The sequence below is a fragment of the Acidovorax sp. FG48 genome, assembly GCF_057809085.1.
Window position 1 is genome coordinate 69447 of the sequence record NZ_JBMDJH010000007.1, and the last position, 20283, is coordinate 89729.

Consider the following 20283-nt stretch of genomic DNA (forward strand, 5'->3'; position numbering starts at 1 on the left):
ATATTCAATGACCGACAAGAACCCCGACCCCACCCACATCCGCCTGGCCAAACGCGTGGCCGAACAACTGAACTGCTCGCGCAGCACGGCCGAGCAATTCATCGAGGGCGGCTTTGTGAGCGTGGACGGCCAGATCGAGGAAGCCCCCGGCGCGCGTGTGCGCCCCGATCAGGCCGTGACGGTCGCACCCGATGCCAGTCTGCTGGCGCTGACGCCGGTGACCTTGCTGCTGCACAAGCCCGCAGGGTTTGAAGCCGGCCTGGGCCTGCCGGGCGCAGCCACAGGGCAAGCGGCCCACGCCAGCCGCAGCCAGGGGGCGCCACAGGCGCTCACGCTGCTCAATGCCGCGTCGCATCTGCCAGAAGACGCCTCGGGCATCCGCGTGCTGCAGCGCCACTTCAAGCAGCTCGAATGCTTCACCCCCCTGCCTACCGAGGCCAGTGGCCTCGTGGTCTACACGCAGGACAAGCGCATTGCGCGCAAGCTGGCCGAAGACATCGAGTCGCTGGAGCAAGAGTGCATCGTCGAGGTCAAGGGCGACATCGCGTCCAATGGCCTGCAGCGCCTGTGCCATGGCCTCACGTTCAACGGCCGCCCCCTGCCCCCCATCAAGGTGAGCTGGCAGAACGAAACCAAGCTGCGCTTTGCGCTCAAGGGCATCCGCCCCGGCCAGATCCCTGCCATGTGCGAAGCGGTGGGCCTGACGGTGGTGGGCATCAAGCGCATCCGCATCGGCCGCGTGCCGCTGGCCAAGGTGCCCGAGGGGCAGTGGCGCTACCTGCAACCGTGGGAGAAGTTCTAAGGCAACGCTGAATAAGTCCCCGCAGTGGCGCGCGCCCTGATTTGGGATGGGATGCAAGGCGCAAACCACAGCGATAGCCGTAGCTATCGCGAGGATTTGCAACGCGGCAGACCGCCCAAAGCAGGGGTGCGCGGTGCGCGAGGGACTTGTTCAGCGTTGCCCTAAGGGCTTGCGGGCCCAGCGGCGCCCTGCCGATGCGCACCGGACAAGTCAAGCACATATGCTCCTGAAAACATAGCTACCAGCGCTTTTACAACAAGCGCTTCAAGCCTTTTTCATTTGAATTCCTTCGATCCGCACCGCTGCTACACTGCGCAGCACTCTGGAGGGAGTTCATGAACACAAACCAATCGTCAGGCGGCGCTGCGGGGCCGATGTCCACCTTCATGCCGATGAACATCGATGCCCACCCGCTCGAGTTCACGGGCAGCGGGGGCGAGTATTTCCGGGTCTGGATCGTCAACGTGCTGCTGTCCATCGTCACGCTGGGCATCTACACCCCCTGGGCACGCCGCCGCACCGCCCAGTATTTCTACAGCCACACGCTGGTGGCCGGCAGCCCCCTCGAATTCACCGCGCAGCAGCGCAAGATGGTGATGGGCTTTGTGTTGCTGATGCTGCTGACCATTGCCTATAACCTGGCCGCCAACACCGGCCAGGATACGGCCGTGGGCCTGTTCCTGCTGGCCGGCGCCGCGCTGGCGCCCTTCATCTGGGCCAGCGCCATGCGGTTTCGCCTGGGGGCCACACGCTGGCGCGGGCTGCGACTGCAGTTCACTGCAAGCTGGAAAGAGGTCTACCTCGCCAGCTGGCCCGTGTTTGCACTGGCGCTGGTGTGGTTTGGTGTGTTCTATGGCCTGCAGCTGCTGTCGCCCGACCTGGCCCAGGCGCTGGAGGCCATCGAAGAAGAGGGCAAGAAACAACCCATGCCCCGCTTCACGCCCGCCATGGGCGGCTTGATACTGCTGGGCCTGGTGCTGTCGGTGCTGTGCGTGATCCGCACCGAATACAACTTCAAGAGCCTCTTGGTGCTCAAGGCCCAGGTGGGCGCCGAGCGAGGCCGCTGGAAGCCCGTGTACATGGACTTCGTCAAGGTGTGGATGGCCACCGTGGCTGTATTCATCCTGTGCGTGGTGGGCTTCTCGGCGCTGATCGGCATCCTGGCAGGCAGCTCCATCGCCCTGGTGGCCAGCCAGAGCAACCGGCTGGGCCTGTGGATGTTTGTGGTGATCATCGTGTCCATCATCGCCGGCATCTTCATGCTGATCCTGGCGTCGGCCCCCGCCCGCGCCTACCGCGAGGCGCGCATGTTCCAGCTGATGTGGAACAACATCGGCGTGAGCCATGTGGCGCGCTTCAAGTGCCACCTGAAAAGCGGCCAGTACGTGTGGCTGCGCATCAAGAACATGCTGCTCACCCTGCTGACGCTGGGGCTGTACCGCCCGTTTGCGCGGGTGAGTGAATACCGCATGAAGTGCGAGTCCGTCACCCTGCACGTCAAGGGTGGCGTGGAACAGGTGAGCGGGGCCATGGTGCGCCAGCAGCAGGGTGGCCTGGGCGATGCGCTGGCGGATGCCGCTGGCCTCGACCTCATCGGTTGACCATGTCGGCGCCCGAGCACCCCGCCCTGGTCCCCGGGCGCTGGTTTGACGGCCAGAGCAGCAAGGCCCGTCCGGTGGTGGTGAGCCTGCGGCCCACACCGCAAGGCCCATCGCTGGCGCTGCATCCGCTCTCGCAGCCGGGTGCCGAGCCGGTGGTCTTTACCTGGAAGCAGGTGGGCTGGCCGGAGGCCTGGAACGAGCGCAAGCCGCAGCCCCGCGTGGTCGTCGATCTGCGCGACCATGGCAGCGTGGAGATCGACGCCGTGACCGAGTGGCGCGCGGCCCTGGCCGCTGCGGGCGAGCGCCCCGGCATCGCACAACGCATGCAGACCCGCTGGCCCGTGCTGCTGGGCGTGACGGCTGCCGCCGTCATCGGCCTCACGCTGTTTTACCGCTACGGCACACCATGGGCCGCCACGCAACTCACGCGGTTTGTGCCCCTGGGCTGGGAAACCAGCGTGGCTGAGAACGTGCTCAAACAGATGGATGAAGGCACCCTCAAGCCCAGCAAGCTCCCCAAGGAGCGGCAAGACCAGCTCAAGGCCCGCTTTGACGCCCTGGTGCTACAAACGCCCCCCGGCCTGCAGCGTTACGCCGGCTATCGGCCGCCTTTGTCCCTGGAGTTCCGATCCGGCATGGGCGCCAACGCCTTTGCCCTGCCCGGCGGCAAGATCGTGATGACCGACGGTATCGTGAAGGCAGCGGCCGACAAGGGCCTGGACGACAACGCCCTGGTGGGCGTGTTGGCCCACGAGGTGGGCCATGTGGTGCAACGCCACACCACGCGCATGGTGGTGCAGCAGGGGGTGCTGAACATGGGCCTGGGGCTGGCGCTGGGTGATGTGTCCGGCATCGTCTCTACCGGCGCATCCTTGCTCACCGGCCTGGCCTACAGCCGCAGCCATGAGCGCGAGGCCGACTGCTATGCCATCGCCGTCATGCGCCACGCCGCACTGCCCACTGCGCCCATGGGCAAGCTGCTGCTGGCCATTGCGCGGGACGAAGAAAAGGAAGATGACAAAGACTCGGCTAGCGCCGCCAGCGCACCTGCTGCGCCCCAGTCCACCGCCAGTGCGCCCGGCGCCCCGCACAAGCGCAAACCAGGCCAGGAGGCTGAATCCCATCCGGTCTGGTCGCTGCTCAGCAGCCACCCCGAAACGGTCAAACGTGCGACTGAGCTGGAACAGGGCCATGCCCCGCACTGCGCCAAAAGCTGAACTGGCGCATTGAGCAACGGCGTCAGGGATGTGCATGAAACCCGCATGCCAGCGGGTGCAGAAAATAAAGTGTGAAGCGCGCCGATAAGCCGGATTCTGTGCACCACGGTTGCCCGCAGTGTGACCGCCATTAATCTGGGCCGGGTGTCGCCACCACGGCTCGGTGCTACCTACCCGCCAGCTCTGCGGAACCACATCAACGCTGGCCTACTTGGTATTGCTGCGCGTAGAGATTGCCCGTTTCACCCCCGGTGGTTTGCCTTGCGGCACTCCCCCGGGACTCGTCTCTGTTGCTCTGATCCTCACCTCACGGTGGGCAGCCGTTAGCTGCTACGCTGTCCTGTGCAGTCCGGACGTTCCTCCAGTGCCTGGTTTCCCAGATTGCACCAGCGGCGGTCTGGCGTGCTTCACGGGCGAGATTATCTCCCAGCACCCGATGCCCGCTCCCAATCCAGCCCAAACCGCGACAGGTACTTGCGTAGCCGGTCCGCATCGTTGACCACGGTGCGCTGCGTGCGCGAGGCATGGAACAGCACGCGCCCTGCATCCGACAAGGTGCGCGACTGGCGGCAGACCTGCAGCACAGCGGCCAATTGCAACTGGTCAAAGAGGTCCATGGACTCCACCACCTCGACACCCAGCAAAGCCGCGAGTTCGTCGCGCCCCACCGTTCCTGCGGCGGGAGCCAGGCCATGGCGTGCGTCGCTCGCGGGCTGCCACAGCCAGCGCAGGCGCGCGATCTCAGCCTCCACCAGCGGCAGGCCGATGCGGCCGCTGTCAGCCAATGTGGCCAGGCGTGTCACGCTGGCGGAGAGGTCGCGGAAGTTGCCCGTCCACAGCGCTTCGGGAGACTGGGCGTAGCGCAGGTAAGCGGCGCGCGCCTCGTTGGAAAAGCGCACGCTGCGGCCCAGCTCTTCGCCCGCGCGCTGCAGCAGGTGGTCCACATTGGGCTCGATGTCTTCGGGTCGCTGCGCCAGGCCGGGCAGCACATAGCTCCAGAGGTTGATGCGCGCAAACAGGTCTTCACGAAAGCGCCCCGCCGCCACCTCGGTGCGCAGGTCACGGTTGGTGCCCGCCACGAGCTGGAAGTCACTCTCCACCTCGCGGTCGCTGCCCAGGGGGTAGAAGCGCTTTTCTTCCACGGCCTTGAGCAGCATGGCCTGCTCGTCTGCGCCCAACTCGCCGATCTCGTCCAGAAACAGCACGCCCTTGTGCGCCGTGCGCAGCAGGCCTGCGCGGTCGGCCGCCGCGCCGGTGAACGCGCCTTTCTTGTGGCCGAACAGGGTGGACGCGGCGCCATCACCATGCAACGTGGCGCAGTTCACTTCCACAAACTCGCCCCCCACCTGGTGGCGGGCCTTCTTCAGCTCGAACATGCGCCGCGCCAGGTGCGACTTGCCCGCGCCCGTGGGCCCGGTGAACAGGATGGGCGCGCGCGAGCGCACTGCGACGCGCTCCACCTCGTCGATCAGCGCATTGAAGCGGGCATTGCGCGTGGCAATGCCGCTTTTGAGGAACTGCACCGCGTTCTGCTGCTCGGCGCCAAAGCGCTGTGCGATCACGTCGTAGCGCGAGAGGTCCAAGTCGATCAGCGTGTAGCTGCCGGGGTCGCCGATACGCTGGCGCTTGGGCGGAGAGGTCTGCACCAGCACACCCGGAATGCGGCGCGACTCCACCAGCAGGAACAGGCAGATCTGTGCGACATGCGTGCCGGTGGTGATGTGCGTCCAGTATTCCTCGCGCTCGGTGTCAAAGCGGTAGGCCTGCGTCCAGTCGTACAGCTGGGCATAGACCTCGCCAAAGTCCCACGGGTCGGCGATGGGCAGCGGCACCAGGTTCACCGAGGTCTCGGGCGAGGCGGTGGCCATGTCCGCGCGCACCTGGTGGGCCAGCTCGCGGTGCGGCGGGGTGTAGAGCAGCTCCAGCCGCTCGATCACCACATCCTCATGCTGCACCAGGGACACCGTGGGGCGCCATTTCTCCCACCGACCTGCGCCCTTGCCAGAGTCCAGCTGGGTGCCCAGGAAGCCGATGACCACCTTGTTTTTGCGCATATTTTTTTATCTATTTAACTAGCTTTCATTCTAATTATTTTGGCATCTAAACACCCAATCAATTTCACCGAAAGGAAAATACCCCATACAAATCAACAACCTGAACGCATTAACGCCCTGCATTGCAAGCTGGCATGCATCTGGCAATAGAAGATGCATCCAGTGCAAGCGGTGACCGCTCACAGGTCGGGGTTAGGACCAACGTTCGCCCCACCGGTGCCGGGCATCCGGGGCCTTCGGGTTCTGTTGACGTTCTGCATGCCGCACATCGCAAACGCTGGGTAACGACGGCACGGTCGTGGTGACCACTCCGAAAGGAACTGCCTGGTTCGACTCCAGGCGTGCCACCACTGGTAGCTCAGTCTGGTAGAGCCCCGCCGAAAGGCGGTTGTCGCAGGTTCGATTCCTGCCCACGGTCGCAAGACCTTGATTGGAAGTACCGGTCGAAAGACCACCCGCCGAACGCGGGGAGAAGCCCCCAGGTTGCGCTGCAACCGCAAGGGATTCACCCCGTCAGCCGGTGGCGGTTTGTGCCAGCACCCGGCACAGCCCGCGCCCGCAGCCAGCCGCGCTGCCGCCCTTCCCGCTGGGGATGGGGGCAGCCACCACGGCGCACTGCACGGCCCAGGCTGCGCCCCCTGGCACCCCGCCATCGCTGTAACGGCAACCCGATATGTGACGAGTGACGACAACGAAGAAGAAAGAAAGAGGAAAAAGAGATGCTGATGAAGATGTTCCAACGCGCCACCGTGAAGAAAAACGAACGCGCCCTGCTGCTGCGCAATGGCAGCTTTGACCGCGTGCTGCGCAGCGGCACCTACTGGCTGTTTGCGGGCACCGACGCGCTGCGCGTGGAGACCTTCGCCCTCGAACAACCCGCCTTCACCCACGGCCTGGCCGAGTACCTGATGGCACAGGAGCCCGCCGTGGTGGCGGCCGAGTTTGTGCAGGTGAGCCTGTCGGAAACCGAAGTGGGCCTGCGCAGCGAAAACGGCGTGCTGGTCGAGATCCTGCCCCCTGGCACCCGCCGTCTTTATTGGAAAGGCTTGGTGGAGGTGAGCGTGCAAGTGGTGGACCTGCAAGCAGGCGCAGAACTGCCTGCCGCACTGGTGGCGCGATTGACGCAAACCCAGCTGCGCCAGCGCAGCGTGACCGGATTGAACGGCGTGCAGCAGGTGCAAGTGCCCGAGGGCCAGTGCGGCCTACTGACGGTGGACGGCAAGGTGGAACGCCTGCTGACCGCAGGCACCTACGCCTTCTGGAAGTACGGCCGCACCGTGGCCGTGGAGATGGTGGATTTGCGCCTGCAAGCCGTGGAAGTATCGGGCCAGGACATCATGACCCGCGACAAGGTCAGCCTGCGCCTGAACCTGTGCGCCACCTACCGCTTTGTGCATGTGCTGCAGGCCTATGGCCAGCTGCAAAAGCCTGCCGACTACCTGTACCGCGAGCTGCAGTTTGCGCTGCGCGCCGCCGTGGGCACCCGCACGCTTGATGAGCTGCTGGAGAACAAGACGGTGATCGACGAAGTGGTGACCGCCCACATGGCCGCCAAGCTGTTGCCCTATGGCATGCAACTGGAAAGCGTGGGCGTGAAGGACATCGTGCTGCCCGGCGAGATGAAAACCATCTTGACCCAGGTAGTGCAAGCCCAGAAGCAGGCCGAGGCCAACGTGATCCGCCGCCGCGAAGAAACTGCCGCCACGCGCTCGCTGCTCAACACTGCCAAGGTGATGGAGGACAACCCCGTCGCCCTGCGCATGAAAGAGCTGGAGACGCTGGAACGCGTGGCCGAGCGCATCGACAAGATCTCGGTGTTTGGCGGCCTGGACCAGGTGCTGAATGGATTGGTGAAGATGCGCTAAGACGAACCCAGCGCAAGGGAGAAATGCCATGAAGAACAAGAAATTGACAGCGCGCGAAAAGCGCCAGCAGCGGGACCACTCGCCGGTGACCTGCGAAGCCATAGGCCTGGACCCAGCGCTTTACGGCGCGGCCTTGCGCTACCTTTTCGACCGCCCTGTTCCCCACAAGAACGAACAGGAGTGGTACTGGGATATGGACGAGCCGGAGTTCGAGGCCACGCCGTTGCAATGGACGCACATCCAGACCGTGCTGTTCGCCAACGCGGGCACCGACCTGGCACCCTACAGCGACGAGCAGGTGGGGATGGGCCTGAACCATGTGATGAGCAACAACGCGGGCGACATTCCGCACATGGTGAACGACCCTTCGGTGCCCCTGGCCGACGCCATGCGCATGATGCAAGCTTTGCCCACCTTATGGCGCGACTGCCTCGGCCCGCGGCTGAGCACAGCACACAACGCCATCGGCAGCAGAAGGGACCGCCTCTACTTCGTGAGCTACATGTGGTTTGACGTGTGGCCCACATTCTGGAATGCCAAACACATTCCCGAGTGGCGCGACGCGATGTGGCAGGTGTTCTGCGAGATGCTGGAAATGCCTTGGCGCGAGGCGCAGATATCGGCACTGCATGGCATTGGTCATGAGGGAGCGGAGCTGAAGCGATACAAAGAGCTGCAGGCGCATATGGATGCCTTCATCCGCAACGTGAAGAACGACGAAGAACTGAAGAACTACGCCCAGGCCGCAGCACGCGGAATGGTGCAATGAACGACCAAGACGAAAGAACGAGATGAACAACCACTACGAACAATACGAAGTGCCCAACGGCGTGCCCGTAAAGATGTGGACCAACGGCGTGCCCGTAGAAGAAGACGCCAAGAACCAGCTGCGCAACATTGCGCGCCTGCCCATCGTGTTCAAGCACGTGGCGGTGATGCCCGATGTGCACCTGGGAATCGGCGCGACCATCGGCTCGGTGGTGCCCACCCTCAAGGCCATCATCCCCGCTGCGGTGGGGGTGGACCTGGGGTGCGGAATGATGGCGTGCAAGACCACGCTGACTGCGAGCGACCTGCCCGATAACCTGTCTGGCATTCGCGCCGCCATTGAGCGCGCCGTGCCCGTGGGGATGACCCCCAAGCGTTTCGGCCGCGACAAGGGAAGCTGGGATATGCCGCCCGCCGAGACCGACCGCGCCTGGGCCGCGCTGGTGGATGAGTTCGACGAGATTTGCGAAGCGCACCCGCGCATCAAGAACACGAACAACTACAAGCACCTGGGAACGCTCGGAACGGGGAACCACTTCATCGAGATCTGCCTGGACGAGCACCAGAGCGTGTGGGTGATGCTGCACTCCGGCTCGCGCGGGGTGGGAAACGCCATCGGCACCCATTTCATCGAGCTGGCCAAGAAAGACGCCGAGATGAACCAGCGCAACCTGCCCGATAAAGACCTTGCGTACTTTGAGGAAGGCGCGCAGTACTTCGGCGACTACGTGAAGGCCGTGGGGTGGGCGCAAAAGTTTGCCGCCGCCAACCGCGAAGTGATGATGGGACGTGTGATTGCCGCGCTACGCAAGGTGATCACCAAGCCGTTCGAAACGCACATTGAGGCGGTGAACTGCCACCACAACTACGTGCAGCGCGAGACGCACTTCGGGCAAGACGTGTTCGTGACCCGCAAGGGCGCGGTGAGTGCCGAGCAAGGCAAGCTGGGGATCATCCCGGGAAGCATGGGGGCCAAGAGCTTCATCGTGCGCGGAAAAGGCAACCCCGAGAGCTTCAACAGCTGCAGCCACGGCGCGGGGCGAACCATGAGCCGCACCAAGGCCAAGAAGCTGTTCACTGTGGCGGACCAGATCAAGGCCACCGAAGGCGTGGAATGCCGAAAGGATGCAGACGTGATTGACGAAATTCCGATGGCGTACAAGGACATCGATGCGGTGATGGCGGCGCAGGAAGACCTGGTGGAGGTGGTGTACACGCTCAAGCAGGTGGTGTGTGTGAAGGGGTGACACCCTTTGTAACTATTGATTTGATAGCTGCTTGCGCTTGTCCATTGGGCGCAGTAGCTGCTTTTTATGCACAAGAATAATCCGGAGAAAATCACCTCTGCACCCCTCGTTCTCGACGGCTCCACCGGCGAAGGTGGCGGGCAAATCCTGCGCACCGGCCTGGCCCTGTCCATGGTCACCGGCCGCCCGCTGCACATCTCGCGCATCCGCGCCGGGCGGCCCAAGCCGGGCCTCATGCGCCAGCACCTGGCCTGCACGCAGGCAGCGGTCGCCGTGTGCGGCGGGCAGGCCGAGGGCGCGGAGCTGAATTCGCAAACGCTGGTGTTCACACCCGGCAACGTGCGTGCAGGCGACTACCGTTTTCAGATCGCCACCGCAGGCAGTTGCCTGCTGGTGCTGCAGACGGTGCTGCCCGCGCTGATGCTGGCCGATGGCCCGAGCAAGGTCGAGCTGGCGGGCGGCACGCACAACCCGATGGCGCCGCCGTTTGATTTTCTGGAACGCGCCTTTGCGCCGCTGGTGCGGCGGCTAGGGGTGGGGCTGGAACTGCAACTGCAGCGACGGGGCTTTTACCCCGCCGGGGGCGGCGAGCTGGTGGCGCACATCACGCCTGCCCCATCCACCCGACCTCTGGCGCCGGTGGATGTGCTGGAGCGCGGCGAGCTGCAAGACGCCTGGGGCGAGGCGCTGGTGCCCGGCCTGGCGCGCCACATTGCCACGCGGGAGCTGGCGGCGCTGGGTCAGCGCATGGGCTGGACGTTTGAAGCTGGCCAGCTGCGCCAGCCGCCCACGCGCCAGAACGAAGGGCCGGGCAATGCGCTGATCGCCACGCTGGAGTACGCGCAGGTGACCGAGGTGTTCTGCCAGCTGGGCGAACGCGGCCTGTCGGCCGAGCAGGTGGCCAAGCGGCTGGTGGACGAAGTGCGCGCCTACCAGCGCAGCACCGGCGCGCTGGGCCCGCACCTGGCGGACCAGTGGATGCTGCCGCTGGCCCTGGCGGTGTGGCGCAGCGGGCAGGCCGCCAGCTATACCTGCAGTGAAGTGACGCAGCACACGGCCACCAACGCGCAGACCATTGGGATGGGCCTGCCGGTGCGGGTGCAGATCACGCCCGCAGCGGGCGCTATGCGCGTGGAGGTATCACCCCTGCCGTGATGGGCGTTGCGGCGGCCCGCCCCATACCCTGGCTATATCCATATGGCCAGAGCCGTAGAACAAGTGGTTCAGAATGCGCGTCACAGACCTTCCACTTTGTGTCCAACCCAACGCTTAACAGGAGACGCCATGAAAGTTGACAACATTCTGCAAACCATCGGCAAAACGCCCCACGTGCGCATCAACCGCCTGTTTGGCCCTGGCGCCAATGTGTGGGTGAAGTCGGAGCGCAGCAACCCCGGCGGTTCCATCAAGGACCGCATTGCGCTGGCGATGGTGGAGGACGCGGAAAAGTCTGGCGCGCTCCAACCCGGCGGCACCATCATCGAGCCCACCAGCGGCAACACCGGCATCGGCCTGGCGCTGGTAGCGGCCGTCAAGGGCTATAGGCTGATCCTCGTGATGCCCGACAGCATGAGCATCGAGCGCCGCCGCCTGATGCTGGCCTATGGCGCGCAGTTTGACCTGACCCCGCGCGAGAAGGGCATGAAGGGCGCGATTGCCCGCGCGCAGGAGCTGCAGGCGCAAACGCCCGGCTCGTGGATTCCGCAGCAGTTCGAGAACCCCGCCAACATCGACATCCATGTACGCACCACGGCGCAAGAAATCCTGGCCGACTTCCCCGACGGGCTGGACGCCATCATCACCGGCGTGGGCACCGGCGGCCACCTGACAGGCACGGCCCGCGTGCTCAAGGCGAAATTTCCGCAGCTCAAGGTGTTTGCGGTGGAGCCCACGGCCTCGCCCGTCATCTCGGGCGGCGCGCCCTCGCCCCACCCCATCCAGGGCATTGGCGCTGGCTTCATCCCCAAGAATCTGGACACCAGTGTGCTCGACGGCGTGATCCAGGTCGATGCCGAGCCCGCCCGCGAATACGCCCGCCGCTCTGCGCGCGAAGAGGGCCTGCTGGTCGGCATCTCGTCCGGCGCTACCTTGGCCGCCATCGCCCAGAAGCTGCCCGAGTTGCCCGCAGGCGCCAAGGTGCTGGGCTTCAACTACGACACGGGCGAGCGCTACCTGTCGGTGGAAGGCTTCCTGCCGGCCTGATGGCCCCCCCACGCGCAGCGCGCTGTCACCAGGGCCCTTCGGGGCCTTTTTTTTGGGCTACGCAGCACAAAGCCACGGCCAGCCGTCCTACAGCGGTAACGCGCTCGGGCCAGAACAATCAAGGTTCGCACCGGCTCACCGTGGGGATGTCCTGCATAACCCCCGCGAGTCAGTGGTAGCGTGGATCGGGATAGACCGCAAGGCGTCTTTTGGCAGTCAATAGCCAAGCTATTGGCAACAAAAGCAACGCAGCGGGCTGCCCGAGGCCGCGCTACCGCCGACCGCAGGGAGTTATGCAGGACATCCCTAGTGGCTTCGCCGGAGCCCCTTCCAACGATTGCAACTGCCCATGGCCCCGAACTCCGCGACAGACTCCCAGCCTATTGCGTTCAAGGTGCTCACCGTGAACGTGCACAAGGGCTTCACCACCTTCAACCGGCGCTTCATGCTGCATGAGCTGCGCGAGGCCGTGCGCGACGTGGCGGCGGACCTGGTGTTCTTGCAAGAAGTGCTGGGCACGCACCACCGGCACGCCAGCCGTCTGGCCAACTTTCCGCAGGTGCCGCACTACGAGTTTCTGGCCGACACCCTCTGGTCGCAATACGCCTACGGGCGCAATGCGGTGTATGACAACGGCCACCATGGCAACGCGCTGTTGTCCAAGTTTCCGATCACGCACTACGAGAACCACGACATTTCGGTGAGCGGGCCCGAGCGGCGCGGCATGCTGCACTGCGTGCTGCAGCCCCCTGGGCACCACCTGCCCGTGCATGCGGTTTGTGTGCACCTGGGCCTGCAAGAGTCGCACCGGCAGCACCAGCTGCGCCGCGTATGCGATCTGGTCAACAGCTTTCCCGCCAATGAGGCCGTAGTGCTGGCCGGCGATTTCAATGACTGGCGCCACCGCGCACACGACATCCTGCACCGCGAAGCCGGCTTGCAGGAGGTGTTCGTGCAGGCCTTTGGCCGGGCGGTGCGCACGTTCCCGGCGGCGATGCCGCTGCTGGCGCTTGACCGCATCTATGTGCGCAACGCCACCGTGCACTCGCCGCTGGCGCTGCCCAAGAAGCCCTGGGACAAGCTCTCGGACCATGCGCCTCTGGCTGCGGAGATCCTGCTATGAAACGCCCTGCCTTCAGCACGCCCCGCGCCCTGCGCGCACCCCGGTCCTCGCGCTGGGTGCCCGGCAACCATTTCGAGTTGCTCGAAAACGGCGAGGAGTTCTTTCCCCGCGTGTTCCAGGCCATTGCCGACGCCCGGCGCGAGGTGATGCTGGAGACCTTCATCCTGTTCGAGGACAAGATCGGCCAGCAATTGCACGCCGCGCTGCTGGCGGCCGCCCGGCGTGGCGTGGAGGTGCATGTGCTGGTGGACGGCTTTGGATCGCCCGACCTGTCGGACCGGTTTGTCGGCAGCCTGGTGGAGGCGGGCGTGCACTTTCGCATCTTTGACCCGGGCCGCCGCTTCCTGGGCCAGCGGCTGAACATGCTTCGCCGCATGCACCGCAAGATCGTGGTGGTGGACGGGCACCTGGGGTTCATTGGCGGCATCAACTACTCGGCCGACCATGTGGCCGACTTTGGCCCCGAGGCCAAGCAGGACTACGCCGTGCAGGTGCGCGGCCCCATCGTGGCGCAGATGCACCACTTCACCCGCGAGGCGGTGCTCAGCCGCCAGGAACGCAAGCGCCACCAGGCTGCCGGTATCACCGGGCGCCCACACGCGGGTACAGCGCACGCGATGTTTGTGACACGGGACAACCAGCAGCACACCAACGACATCGAGCGCCACTACCGCGTGGCCCTGCGCGCAGCGCGCAGCCGGGTCGTGATTGCGAATGCCTACTTCTTCCCCGGCTACCGCTTCATCCGCGAGATGCGGCGCGCCGCGAAACGGGGGGTGGATGTGCGCATCATCCTGCAAGGCCAGCCCGACATGCCCATCGTGAAGACGGCGGCCAGCCTGCTGTACGACCACCTGCAGCGCGCAGGGGTGCGGGTGTACGAATACTGCGACCGCCCGCTGCACGGCAAGGTGGCGCTGGTGGACGAGGACTGGTCCACCGTGGGCTCCAGCAACCTCGACCCGCTGAGCCTGTCGCTGAACCTGGAGGCCAATGTGATCATCCAGGACCGTGCCTTCAACGCCCACCTGCACCGCCGCCTGTCGCACCTCATGGAGCACAGCTGCAAGCAGGTCGAAGCCACCGCGCCCAGCCGCTGGAACGGCCTGCGCCTGCTGCGCAGCTATGCGGTGTTCCACCTGCTGCGCTGGTTCCCCGCCTGGGCGGGCTGGCTGCCCCGGCACGAGCCCCACATCACGCTCGCCAACCCGGGTGCCGCAGAGCCCGCAGGCAGCCCCGCCACCTGAACTAGCGGGCACACACCATGGCCACCCCCACGCTGCACGCGGACACCCAGGTGGGCAGCAACCGGCAGACCACCAGCGGCTGGCGCCACTGGCCGCAGCAGGCTTGGTGGCCCTGGCTCACGCGGGGGGTTGCCATCGCCTTTTTTGCGGTGGTGGCCGCGCTGATCGTTCGGCAGGCGCGCACAGTGGACTGGCCCGCCGTGCTGCAGGCGCTGCGCGACCTGCCCACCGCCGCACTGGCGCTGGGCGGCGCAGTGGCGCTGTTGAGCCACTTCACCTACGGCAGCTTTGACTGGGTGGGCCGCCATTGCAGCGGCCACCGCCTGCCGCGCGGCACCACCCTGGCCATTGCCATGACGAGCTACCCGTTCACGCTCAACCTGGGCTCGCTGATCGGAGGCGTGGGCGTACGCTATCGGCTGTACGACCGGCGCGGTGTGGACCCCGGCACCATCGGCCAGGTGGTGGGCACCAGCATCGTGACCAACTGGGTGGGCTACCTGCTGCTGGCCGGGGTACTGGCCTGGTTGTGGCAGCCGCCTGCAGTGGCCGGGTGGACGGTAGCGCCCTGGCAGTGGAGCCTGGGCGGCACGGTGCTGGGCTGCTTGCCGCTGGTTTACCTGGCACTGTGCGCGATGCGCAGGGGCCGAGCACTGACGCTGCGGGGCCACGCTTTTCCGCTGCCGCGCTGGCCGGTGGCGCTGTGGCAGATCGCGGCATCGGCCACCAACTGGATGCTGATGGGCGCCGCCCTATGGACGGTGTTGCAACACCAGGTGCCCTATCCCGCCGCCCTGGCCACCGTGCTACTGGGGGCCGTTGCCGGGCTGGTGCTGCGCGTGCCCGCGGGCCTGGGTGTGCTGGAGGCCGTGGGCGTGGCGCTGCTGGCCACCGCCGCATTGGGGCAGGAACAGGTGCTGGCGGCACTGCTGGCCTACCGGGCGCTGTACTACTTTGGGCCACTGGTGCTGGCGGCCGTGGCACTGGGTGTGGCCGAGCTGCGCTGGCGCCAGCGGCCTGCCCAGGACGCCTAATCGCGTCCCGAAGACAAAAATTCAGCCAAAACAGCCGAATGCGCTAGTGCAACATGCCTTGATTGCTATCATTTTTATATAGCCAGCGCTTCCCACACCCCGGTCGCGTAGGCCGACGGGGTTCCGCCCGCTGCGCAGACCCCGTATCATCCCGGCCCCACGCCATTGCTTTTCGCCCGATCGACACGGGCCCGCAAGACCATGATCCGACTCTCTGAAATCCGGCTGCCGTTCACCGCTGCCGAAGCCCCCGAGGCGCCCCTGCGCGCCGCTGTCACCCATATCCTGGGCATCTCCGACGCCGACATCGCCCACCTGCACGTTTTCAAGCGCAGCTTTGACGCGCGCAAGGTGGACCTCCTGGCGGTGTACATCGTGGACATCACGCTGGCCCAGCCTGAGCGCGAGGCCGCGCTGCTGGCAAAGTTTGCGGGCAACCCGCACATCCAGCCCACGCCCGACATGGCCTGGCACCCCGTGGGCCAGGCGCCTGCCGAGCTGCCTCTGCGCCCGGTGGTGGTGGGCTTTGGGCCCTGCGGCATTTTTGCGGCGCTGGTGCTGGCGCAAATGGGCTTCAAGCCCATCGTGCTGGAGCGCGGCAAAACCGTGCGCGAGCGCACCAAGGACACCTGGGGCCTGTGGCGCAAGCGCGAGCTGCATGCCGAAAGCAATGTGCAGTTTGGCGAAGGCGGCGCTGGCACCTTCAGCGACGGCAAGCTCTACAGCCAGATCAAGGACCCGCGCCACCTGGGCCGCAAGGTGATGAACGAGTTCGTCAAAGCCGGTGCGCCCGAAGAAATCCTGTATGTGGCCCACCCGCACATCGGCACCTTCAAGCTGGTGAAGGTGGTGGAAAACCTGCGCGAGCAGATCATTGCGCTGGGCGGCGAGATCCGCTTCGAGCAGCGCGTGACGGACGTGATCATCGAAGGCCAGGGCGAGCAGCGCCACCTGCGCGGCCTGAAGGTGCTGAACCAGGTCACGGGCGAGACCACTGAGCTGCGCGCCGACCACGTCGTGATGGCGCTGGGCCACAGCTCGCGCGACACCTTTGCCATGCTGTACCAGCGCGGCGTAGCCATGGAGGCCAAGCCGTTCTCCATCGGCTTTCGCATCGAGCACCCGCAGGGCGTGATCGACCGCGCCCGCTGGGGCCGCCACGCGGGCCACCCGCTGCTGGGCGCGGCCGACTACAAGCTGGTGCACCACGCCGCGAATGGACGTGCGGTGTACAGCTTTTGCATGTGCCCCGGCGGCACCGTGGTGGCCGCCACCAGCGAGCCCAACCGCGTGGTGACCAACGGCATGAGCCAGTATTCGCGCAACGAGCGCAATGCCAACGCAGGCATGGTGGTGGGCATCGACCCGCGCGACTACCCGCAGGACGCGCAGGCGTTTGAAACCAACCTGGGCCAGACCTACGGCGTGGAGACCCTGCCCGCCGGGCAGTTCCACCCGCTATCGGGCAGCGTGCTGCAGCGCCAGCTGGAATCGAATGCGTTTGTGCTGGGCGGCCGTGACTACAGCGCACCGGGCCAACTGGTGGGCGAGTTCATCGCAGGCAAACCGTCCACACAGCTGGGCAGCGTGGAGCCTTCGTACAAACCCGGCGTGGCCCTGGGCGACCTGCACGCCGCCCTGCCCGGCTACGCCATCGAGGCGCTGCGCGAGGCACTGCCCGTGTTCGGTCGCAAGATCAAGGGCTTTGACATGCACGACGCGGTGCTGACGGGCGTGGAGACGCGCACCTCGTCACCGCTCAAGATCGGGCGCGGCGACAACATGCAAAGCCTGAACACACCGGGGCTGTACCCGGCGGGCGAAGGCGCCAGCTACGCGGGCGGCATTCTGTCGGCCGGCGTGGATGGCATCAAGGTGGGCGAGGCCGTGGCGCGCAGCCTGCTCGGCGCGGCCGCATGATGCGGGCGCCCAGTTTGGCGCAGTTTGCAGCGGCGGCCCTGGCCATGGCCGCCGTGGTGCTGGCGTCCAACATCCTCGTCCAGTTCCCGCTCAATGACTGGCTCACCTGGGGCGCCATCACCTACCCGGTGGCTTTTCTGGTCAGCGAGCTGGTGAACCGCGCCCATGGCCCGCAGCAGGCGCGACGGGTGGCGTGGGTGGGGTTTGCGGTGGCCGTGGCGGCCTCGCTGGTGCTGGCGCCGGTGCGCATTGCCATCGCGTCGGGCACGGCGTTTTTGCTCTCGCAGGGGCTGGACATCAGCGTGTTCGACCGGCTGCGCCACGGCACCTGGTGGCGCGCGCCGCTGGTGGCCACGCTGCTCGCTGCGGTGCTGGACACGGCCGTGTTCTGGAGCATTGCCTTTGCGGGCACCAGCGACCCCTGGGTCACCTGGGCGCTGGGCGACCTGGGCGTGAAGCTGGGGCTGGGGGTGGCGCTGCTGCTGCCGTTTCGCCTGTTCATCAGCCGCCAGCTGGCAACGCACCACCGCGCGACCTGAGCCGCGCGGCGCCTTTCGCGTCTTCTCGTCGCGGCTTACTTGCGCTGCAAAAAGTCCACCGCCAGCGCGGCCAGCGTGCGTGCGCCCACCGGCATCTGGTCTTCGTCGATGTCGAACAGCGGCGAGTGGTTGGACGGCGCCTTGGTGAAGTCCGCGCCCTTGGGCGGCGCGCCCAGGAAGTAGAAGAAGCCGGGCGCCACCTTTTGGAACTCCGAGAAGTCTTCCGAGCCGCTCACCTTGGGGATGACCATGGCCTTGCTGCCCGAGGCCAGCTTGAGCGCGGGCAGCGACGCGGCCGTCAGCTCCGCCGGGTTGCTGGTCACCGGGTAGGCCACGGGGCCAAAACGCACCTGGGCCTTGGCGCCGCTCGATGCCGCGATCTGCTCGGCCGTGGTGGTGATGCGCTTGAGCGCTTCCTGCCGCATGCCTTCGTCAAAGGTGCGCAGCGTGCCCAGCATCTCCACGCCGTCGGGGATGATGTTGTAGCGCGTGCCGCCCTGGATCTGGCCGATGGTGATGACGGCCGGCTCCTGGCTGATGTTGAGCTGTCGGCTCACCACCGTCTGCAGGCCCAGCACCACCTGGCTGGCGGCCACGATGGGGTCCACCGCGTTCCAGGGCGACGAGCCGTGGCCGCCGCGGCCCTCGACCTGGATCTTGATGTTGTCCGAGCCCGCCATGAGCGGCCCGCTGCGGTAGCCCACCACGCCGGAGGGCAGGTTGGCCGTGATGTGCAGGCCGTAGATGGCCTGCACATCCTTGAGCGCGCCCGCCTCCACCATGGCCTTGGCGCCAAAGCTGGGCACCTTGCCGTTGGCATCGGGCTCCACGGGCGCGCCTTCCTCGGCGGGCTGAAAGATGAACTTGATGGTGCCGGGCAGCTGCGCCTTCATGCCGGCCAGCGCCTCGGCCGCGCCCATGAGCATGGCCACGTGGGCATCATGACCGCAGGCGTGCATCACCGGCACCTCCTTGCCCAGGTAGGTGGCCTTCACCTTGCTGGCAAAGGGCAGCCCGGTGTTCTCGGGCACGGGCAACGCGTCCATGTCGGCGCGCAGGGCCACCACCTTGCCGGGCAGGCCACCCTTGAGCGTGCCCACCACGCCGGTGCCGCCCACGCCGGTCTGCACCTCCATGCCGAGCTTCTTCAGATGCTCGGCCACCAGCTTGGCGGTGCGCACCTCCTGGCCCGAGAGTTCGGGGTGGGAATGGATGTCGCGGCGCCAGTTGACCATCTTGGGCGCCACGGCCGTCACGGCGGCGTCGATGGCCTGCAGGCCGGCGGCGTCCAGGGCCTGGGCCTGGGCGGACGATGCGAACGTGAGCCCGCTGAGAAGCAAGCAGGTGGCCAGCGAGATGGCAGAGAGGGGGGTGTGCATGAGGCAGATCCGTGCAGGAAGTGAAAACAAAAAGGAACGCAGCAAAAAAACGCAGGTTCATGCTACGGGCCCACCCCGCGCTGCAGACAAGCGAAAATAGCCATCCACAGAGCCAATATCGCCATGCCCCGTTCTTCTGTCCTGTCTGCGACGGCACCGGTTTTTCGCATCGACATCCCGCTGCTGCCCGAATCGGCGGTGGGCAACGCACTGCAGTTCATCGACCTCTTGCGCGGCGCCAACCTGCTGGCCGGCCTGCGGGGCGGTGCAGGCTCGCCCCGCCTGGCCTGGCGGCTGCTGGATGCCCAGGGCCAGCCCCTGCCGCACCAGCCGGGCCTGCTGGCGGCCTACACGCAGCCCACGGCGGCGCCAGCCGACGACCCCGCACAGGCCTGGTTCATCCCCTCGTTCCACGCGGCCGACATCCCGGCCATCCGCGATGTGGCGGCGCGCCACCGCGCCCTCTCGCGCCAGATCGGCATTGCGCTGGACGCCGGGCACAAGGTGCTTACCGTGGGCAATGGTGCCTGGCTGGCGGCGCAGAGCGGGCGCCTGCAGGGCCGCCGCGGCTGCCTGCCGTGGTTCTACCTGGCCGGGTTTGAGCGGGACTTTCCCGAGGTGGGGCTGGACGCCGGTCACGACCTGAGCGATGACGGCCCCTGGCTCAGCTGCGCGCTGCCCCACAGCCTGGGGGAGATGGCGATTGCCCTGGTGCGCCATGCGCTGGGCGATGCGCTGGCCCAGACCTGCGCCAGCGTGCTGCGGCCCGACCACGACCGCGCCCGTGCCGCCCTGCAGGCCAACGCGCAGCAACACATCCCCGCCACACGCGACAGCACCCTGGCCCGCGCCATGGCCTGGATGGAGAACCATCTGGACGAGCCCTACTCGCTGGCCCGGCTGGCGGAGGCAGCGGCGGTGAGCCCACGCACCTTGCTGCGGCACTTTCAGCAGGAGCTGTCGCAGTCGCCGCTAGACCACTTGCACAGCCTGCGCTGCGCACGCGCCAAGGTGCTGCTGGAGGTGACGCTGGAGAGTGTGCCCAGCATCGCGGTGGCCTGCGGCTATGCCGACCCGGCTGCGTTCCGCCGCATCTTTGTGCGCTACACCGGCATGGCACCGGGGGAGTACCGCAAGCGCCACGCCTTGCGCGCGCCGCGCAGGCGCTGGCGGGTGGATGTGGGGGCATGAGACGCAGCAGCCTCTCTGCCCCGCTGCGAACGCGGCCGCACCACCGTCCCTCCTTGACCTGAATCAACACCCGCAGCGGACAGCGCGCAACACT

General features: G+C 66.3%; 16 protein-coding genes, 1 tRNA gene and 1 other RNA gene. 15 read left to right on the forward strand and 3 right to left on the reverse strand.

Annotated features, from left to right (window positions below; genetic code table 11):
• The first annotated feature begins 7 nt into the window (after positions 1 to 7).
• The 3 genes from ACODSU_RS12015 (at position 8) to ACODSU_RS12025 (ending at position 3620) form a co-directional block, all read left to right on the forward strand.
• The gene (locus ACODSU_RS12015) at positions 8 to 802 is read left to right on the forward strand and encodes an rRNA pseudouridine synthase (RefSeq protein WP_476016094.1); all 795 of its coding nucleotides are present in this window, start codon (positions 8 to 10) and stop codon (positions 800 to 802) included.
• A 335-nt stretch (positions 803 to 1137) separates the two neighbouring features.
• Entirely contained in the window at positions 1138 to 2403 is a 1266-nt protein-coding gene (locus ACODSU_RS12020; RefSeq protein WP_476016095.1) for a YjgN family protein, read from the forward strand.
• A 2-nt stretch (positions 2404 to 2405) separates the two neighbouring features.
• Entirely contained in the window at positions 2406 to 3620 is a 1215-nt protein-coding gene (locus ACODSU_RS12025) for a M48 family metallopeptidase (RefSeq protein ID WP_488842475.1), read from the forward strand.
• Positions 3621 to 3689: 69 nt separating this feature from the next.
• Here ACODSU_RS12025 and rnpB read toward each other — a convergent pair.
• Positions 3690 to 4029: RNase P RNA component class A (rnpB, locus tag ACODSU_RS12030), an RNA gene on the reverse strand.
• Between the two features lie 10 nt (positions 4030 to 4039).
• On the reverse strand, positions 4040 to 5674 hold the full coding sequence (rtcR, locus tag ACODSU_RS12035; protein ID WP_488842476.1) for an RNA repair transcriptional activator RtcR: 1635 nt from the start codon (positions 5672 to 5674) through the stop codon (positions 4040 to 4042).
• Positions 5675 to 6020: 346 nt separating this feature from the next.
• Here rtcR and ACODSU_RS12040 point away from each other — a divergent pair.
• The 11 genes from ACODSU_RS12040 to ACODSU_RS12090 all read left to right on the forward strand — a co-directional run bounded on the left by ACODSU_RS12040 (position 6021) and on the right by ACODSU_RS12090 (position 17619).
• A tRNA-OTHER gene (locus ACODSU_RS12040) sits at positions 6021 to 6093 on the forward strand.
• 306 nt (positions 6094 to 6399) lie between these two features.
• The gene (locus tag ACODSU_RS12045) at positions 6400 to 7539 is read left to right on the forward strand and encodes a slipin family protein (RefSeq protein ID WP_476016098.1); all 1140 of its coding nucleotides are present in this window, start codon (positions 6400 to 6402) and stop codon (positions 7537 to 7539) included.
• A 28-nt stretch (positions 7540 to 7567) separates the two neighbouring features.
• Positions 7568 to 8308: a hypothetical protein gene (locus tag ACODSU_RS12050; protein ID WP_476016099.1), complete on the forward strand. Its 741-nt coding sequence runs from the start codon at positions 7568 to 7570 to the stop codon at positions 8306 to 8308.
• Positions 8309 to 8330: 22 nt separating this feature from the next.
• Positions 8331 to 9554, forward strand: a complete 1224-nt coding sequence (locus tag ACODSU_RS12055) for an RtcB family protein (protein ID WP_488842477.1) — start codon at positions 8331 to 8333, stop codon at positions 9552 to 9554.
• 66 nt (positions 9555 to 9620) lie between these two features.
• Positions 9621 to 10709: an RNA 3'-terminal phosphate cyclase gene (rtcA, locus tag ACODSU_RS12060; protein WP_488842478.1), complete on the forward strand. Its 1089-nt coding sequence runs from the start codon at positions 9621 to 9623 to the stop codon at positions 10707 to 10709.
• A gap of 129 nt (positions 10710 to 10838) precedes the next feature.
• Entirely contained in the window at positions 10839 to 11756 is a 918-nt protein-coding gene (gene cysK, locus ACODSU_RS12065) for a cysteine synthase A (protein ID WP_488842479.1), read from the forward strand.
• 349 nt (positions 11757 to 12105) lie between these two features.
• Positions 12106 to 12879 carry an endonuclease/exonuclease/phosphatase family protein gene (locus tag ACODSU_RS12070; RefSeq protein ID WP_291439175.1) on the forward strand — a complete coding sequence of 258 codons (774 nt, stop codon included), beginning with the start codon at positions 12106 to 12108 and terminating at the stop codon, positions 12877 to 12879.
• Positions 12876 to 14126, forward strand: a complete 1251-nt coding sequence (gene clsB / locus ACODSU_RS12075; protein ID WP_488842480.1) for a cardiolipin synthase ClsB — start codon at positions 12876 to 12878, stop codon at positions 14124 to 14126. Before ACODSU_RS12070 ends, clsB begins: the two co-directional genes overlap by 4 nt.
• Before the next feature lie 17 nt (positions 14127 to 14143).
• The gene (locus tag ACODSU_RS12080) at positions 14144 to 15160 is read left to right on the forward strand and encodes a lysylphosphatidylglycerol synthase transmembrane domain-containing protein (RefSeq protein WP_488842481.1); all 1017 of its coding nucleotides are present in this window, start codon (positions 14144 to 14146) and stop codon (positions 15158 to 15160) included.
• Positions 15161 to 15361: 201 nt separating this feature from the next.
• Positions 15362 to 17080 (forward strand): NAD(P)/FAD-dependent oxidoreductase, encoded by a 1719-nt coding sequence (locus ACODSU_RS12085; protein WP_488842482.1) that lies wholly within the window; start codon positions 15362 to 15364, stop codon positions 17078 to 17080.
• The gene (locus ACODSU_RS12090) at positions 17077 to 17619 is read left to right on the forward strand and encodes a VUT family protein (RefSeq protein ID WP_488842483.1); all 543 of its coding nucleotides are present in this window, start codon (positions 17077 to 17079) and stop codon (positions 17617 to 17619) included. The genes ACODSU_RS12085 and ACODSU_RS12090 overlap by 4 nt, the downstream gene beginning before the upstream one ends.
• 35 nt (positions 17620 to 17654) lie before the next feature.
• On the opposite strand, the gene ACODSU_RS12095 is transcribed toward ACODSU_RS12090, so the two are convergent.
• Positions 17655 to 18998, reverse strand: a complete 1344-nt coding sequence (locus ACODSU_RS12095; RefSeq protein WP_488842484.1) for an amidohydrolase — start codon at positions 18996 to 18998, stop codon at positions 17655 to 17657.
• 123 nt (positions 18999 to 19121) lie between these two features.
• On the opposite strand from ACODSU_RS12095, the gene ACODSU_RS12100 reads away from it, so the two are divergent.
• On the forward strand, positions 19122 to 20189 hold the full coding sequence (locus ACODSU_RS12100) for a GlxA family transcriptional regulator (RefSeq protein WP_488842485.1): 1068 nt from the start codon (positions 19122 to 19124) through the stop codon (positions 20187 to 20189).
• Positions 20190 to 20283 lie beyond the last annotated feature (94 nt).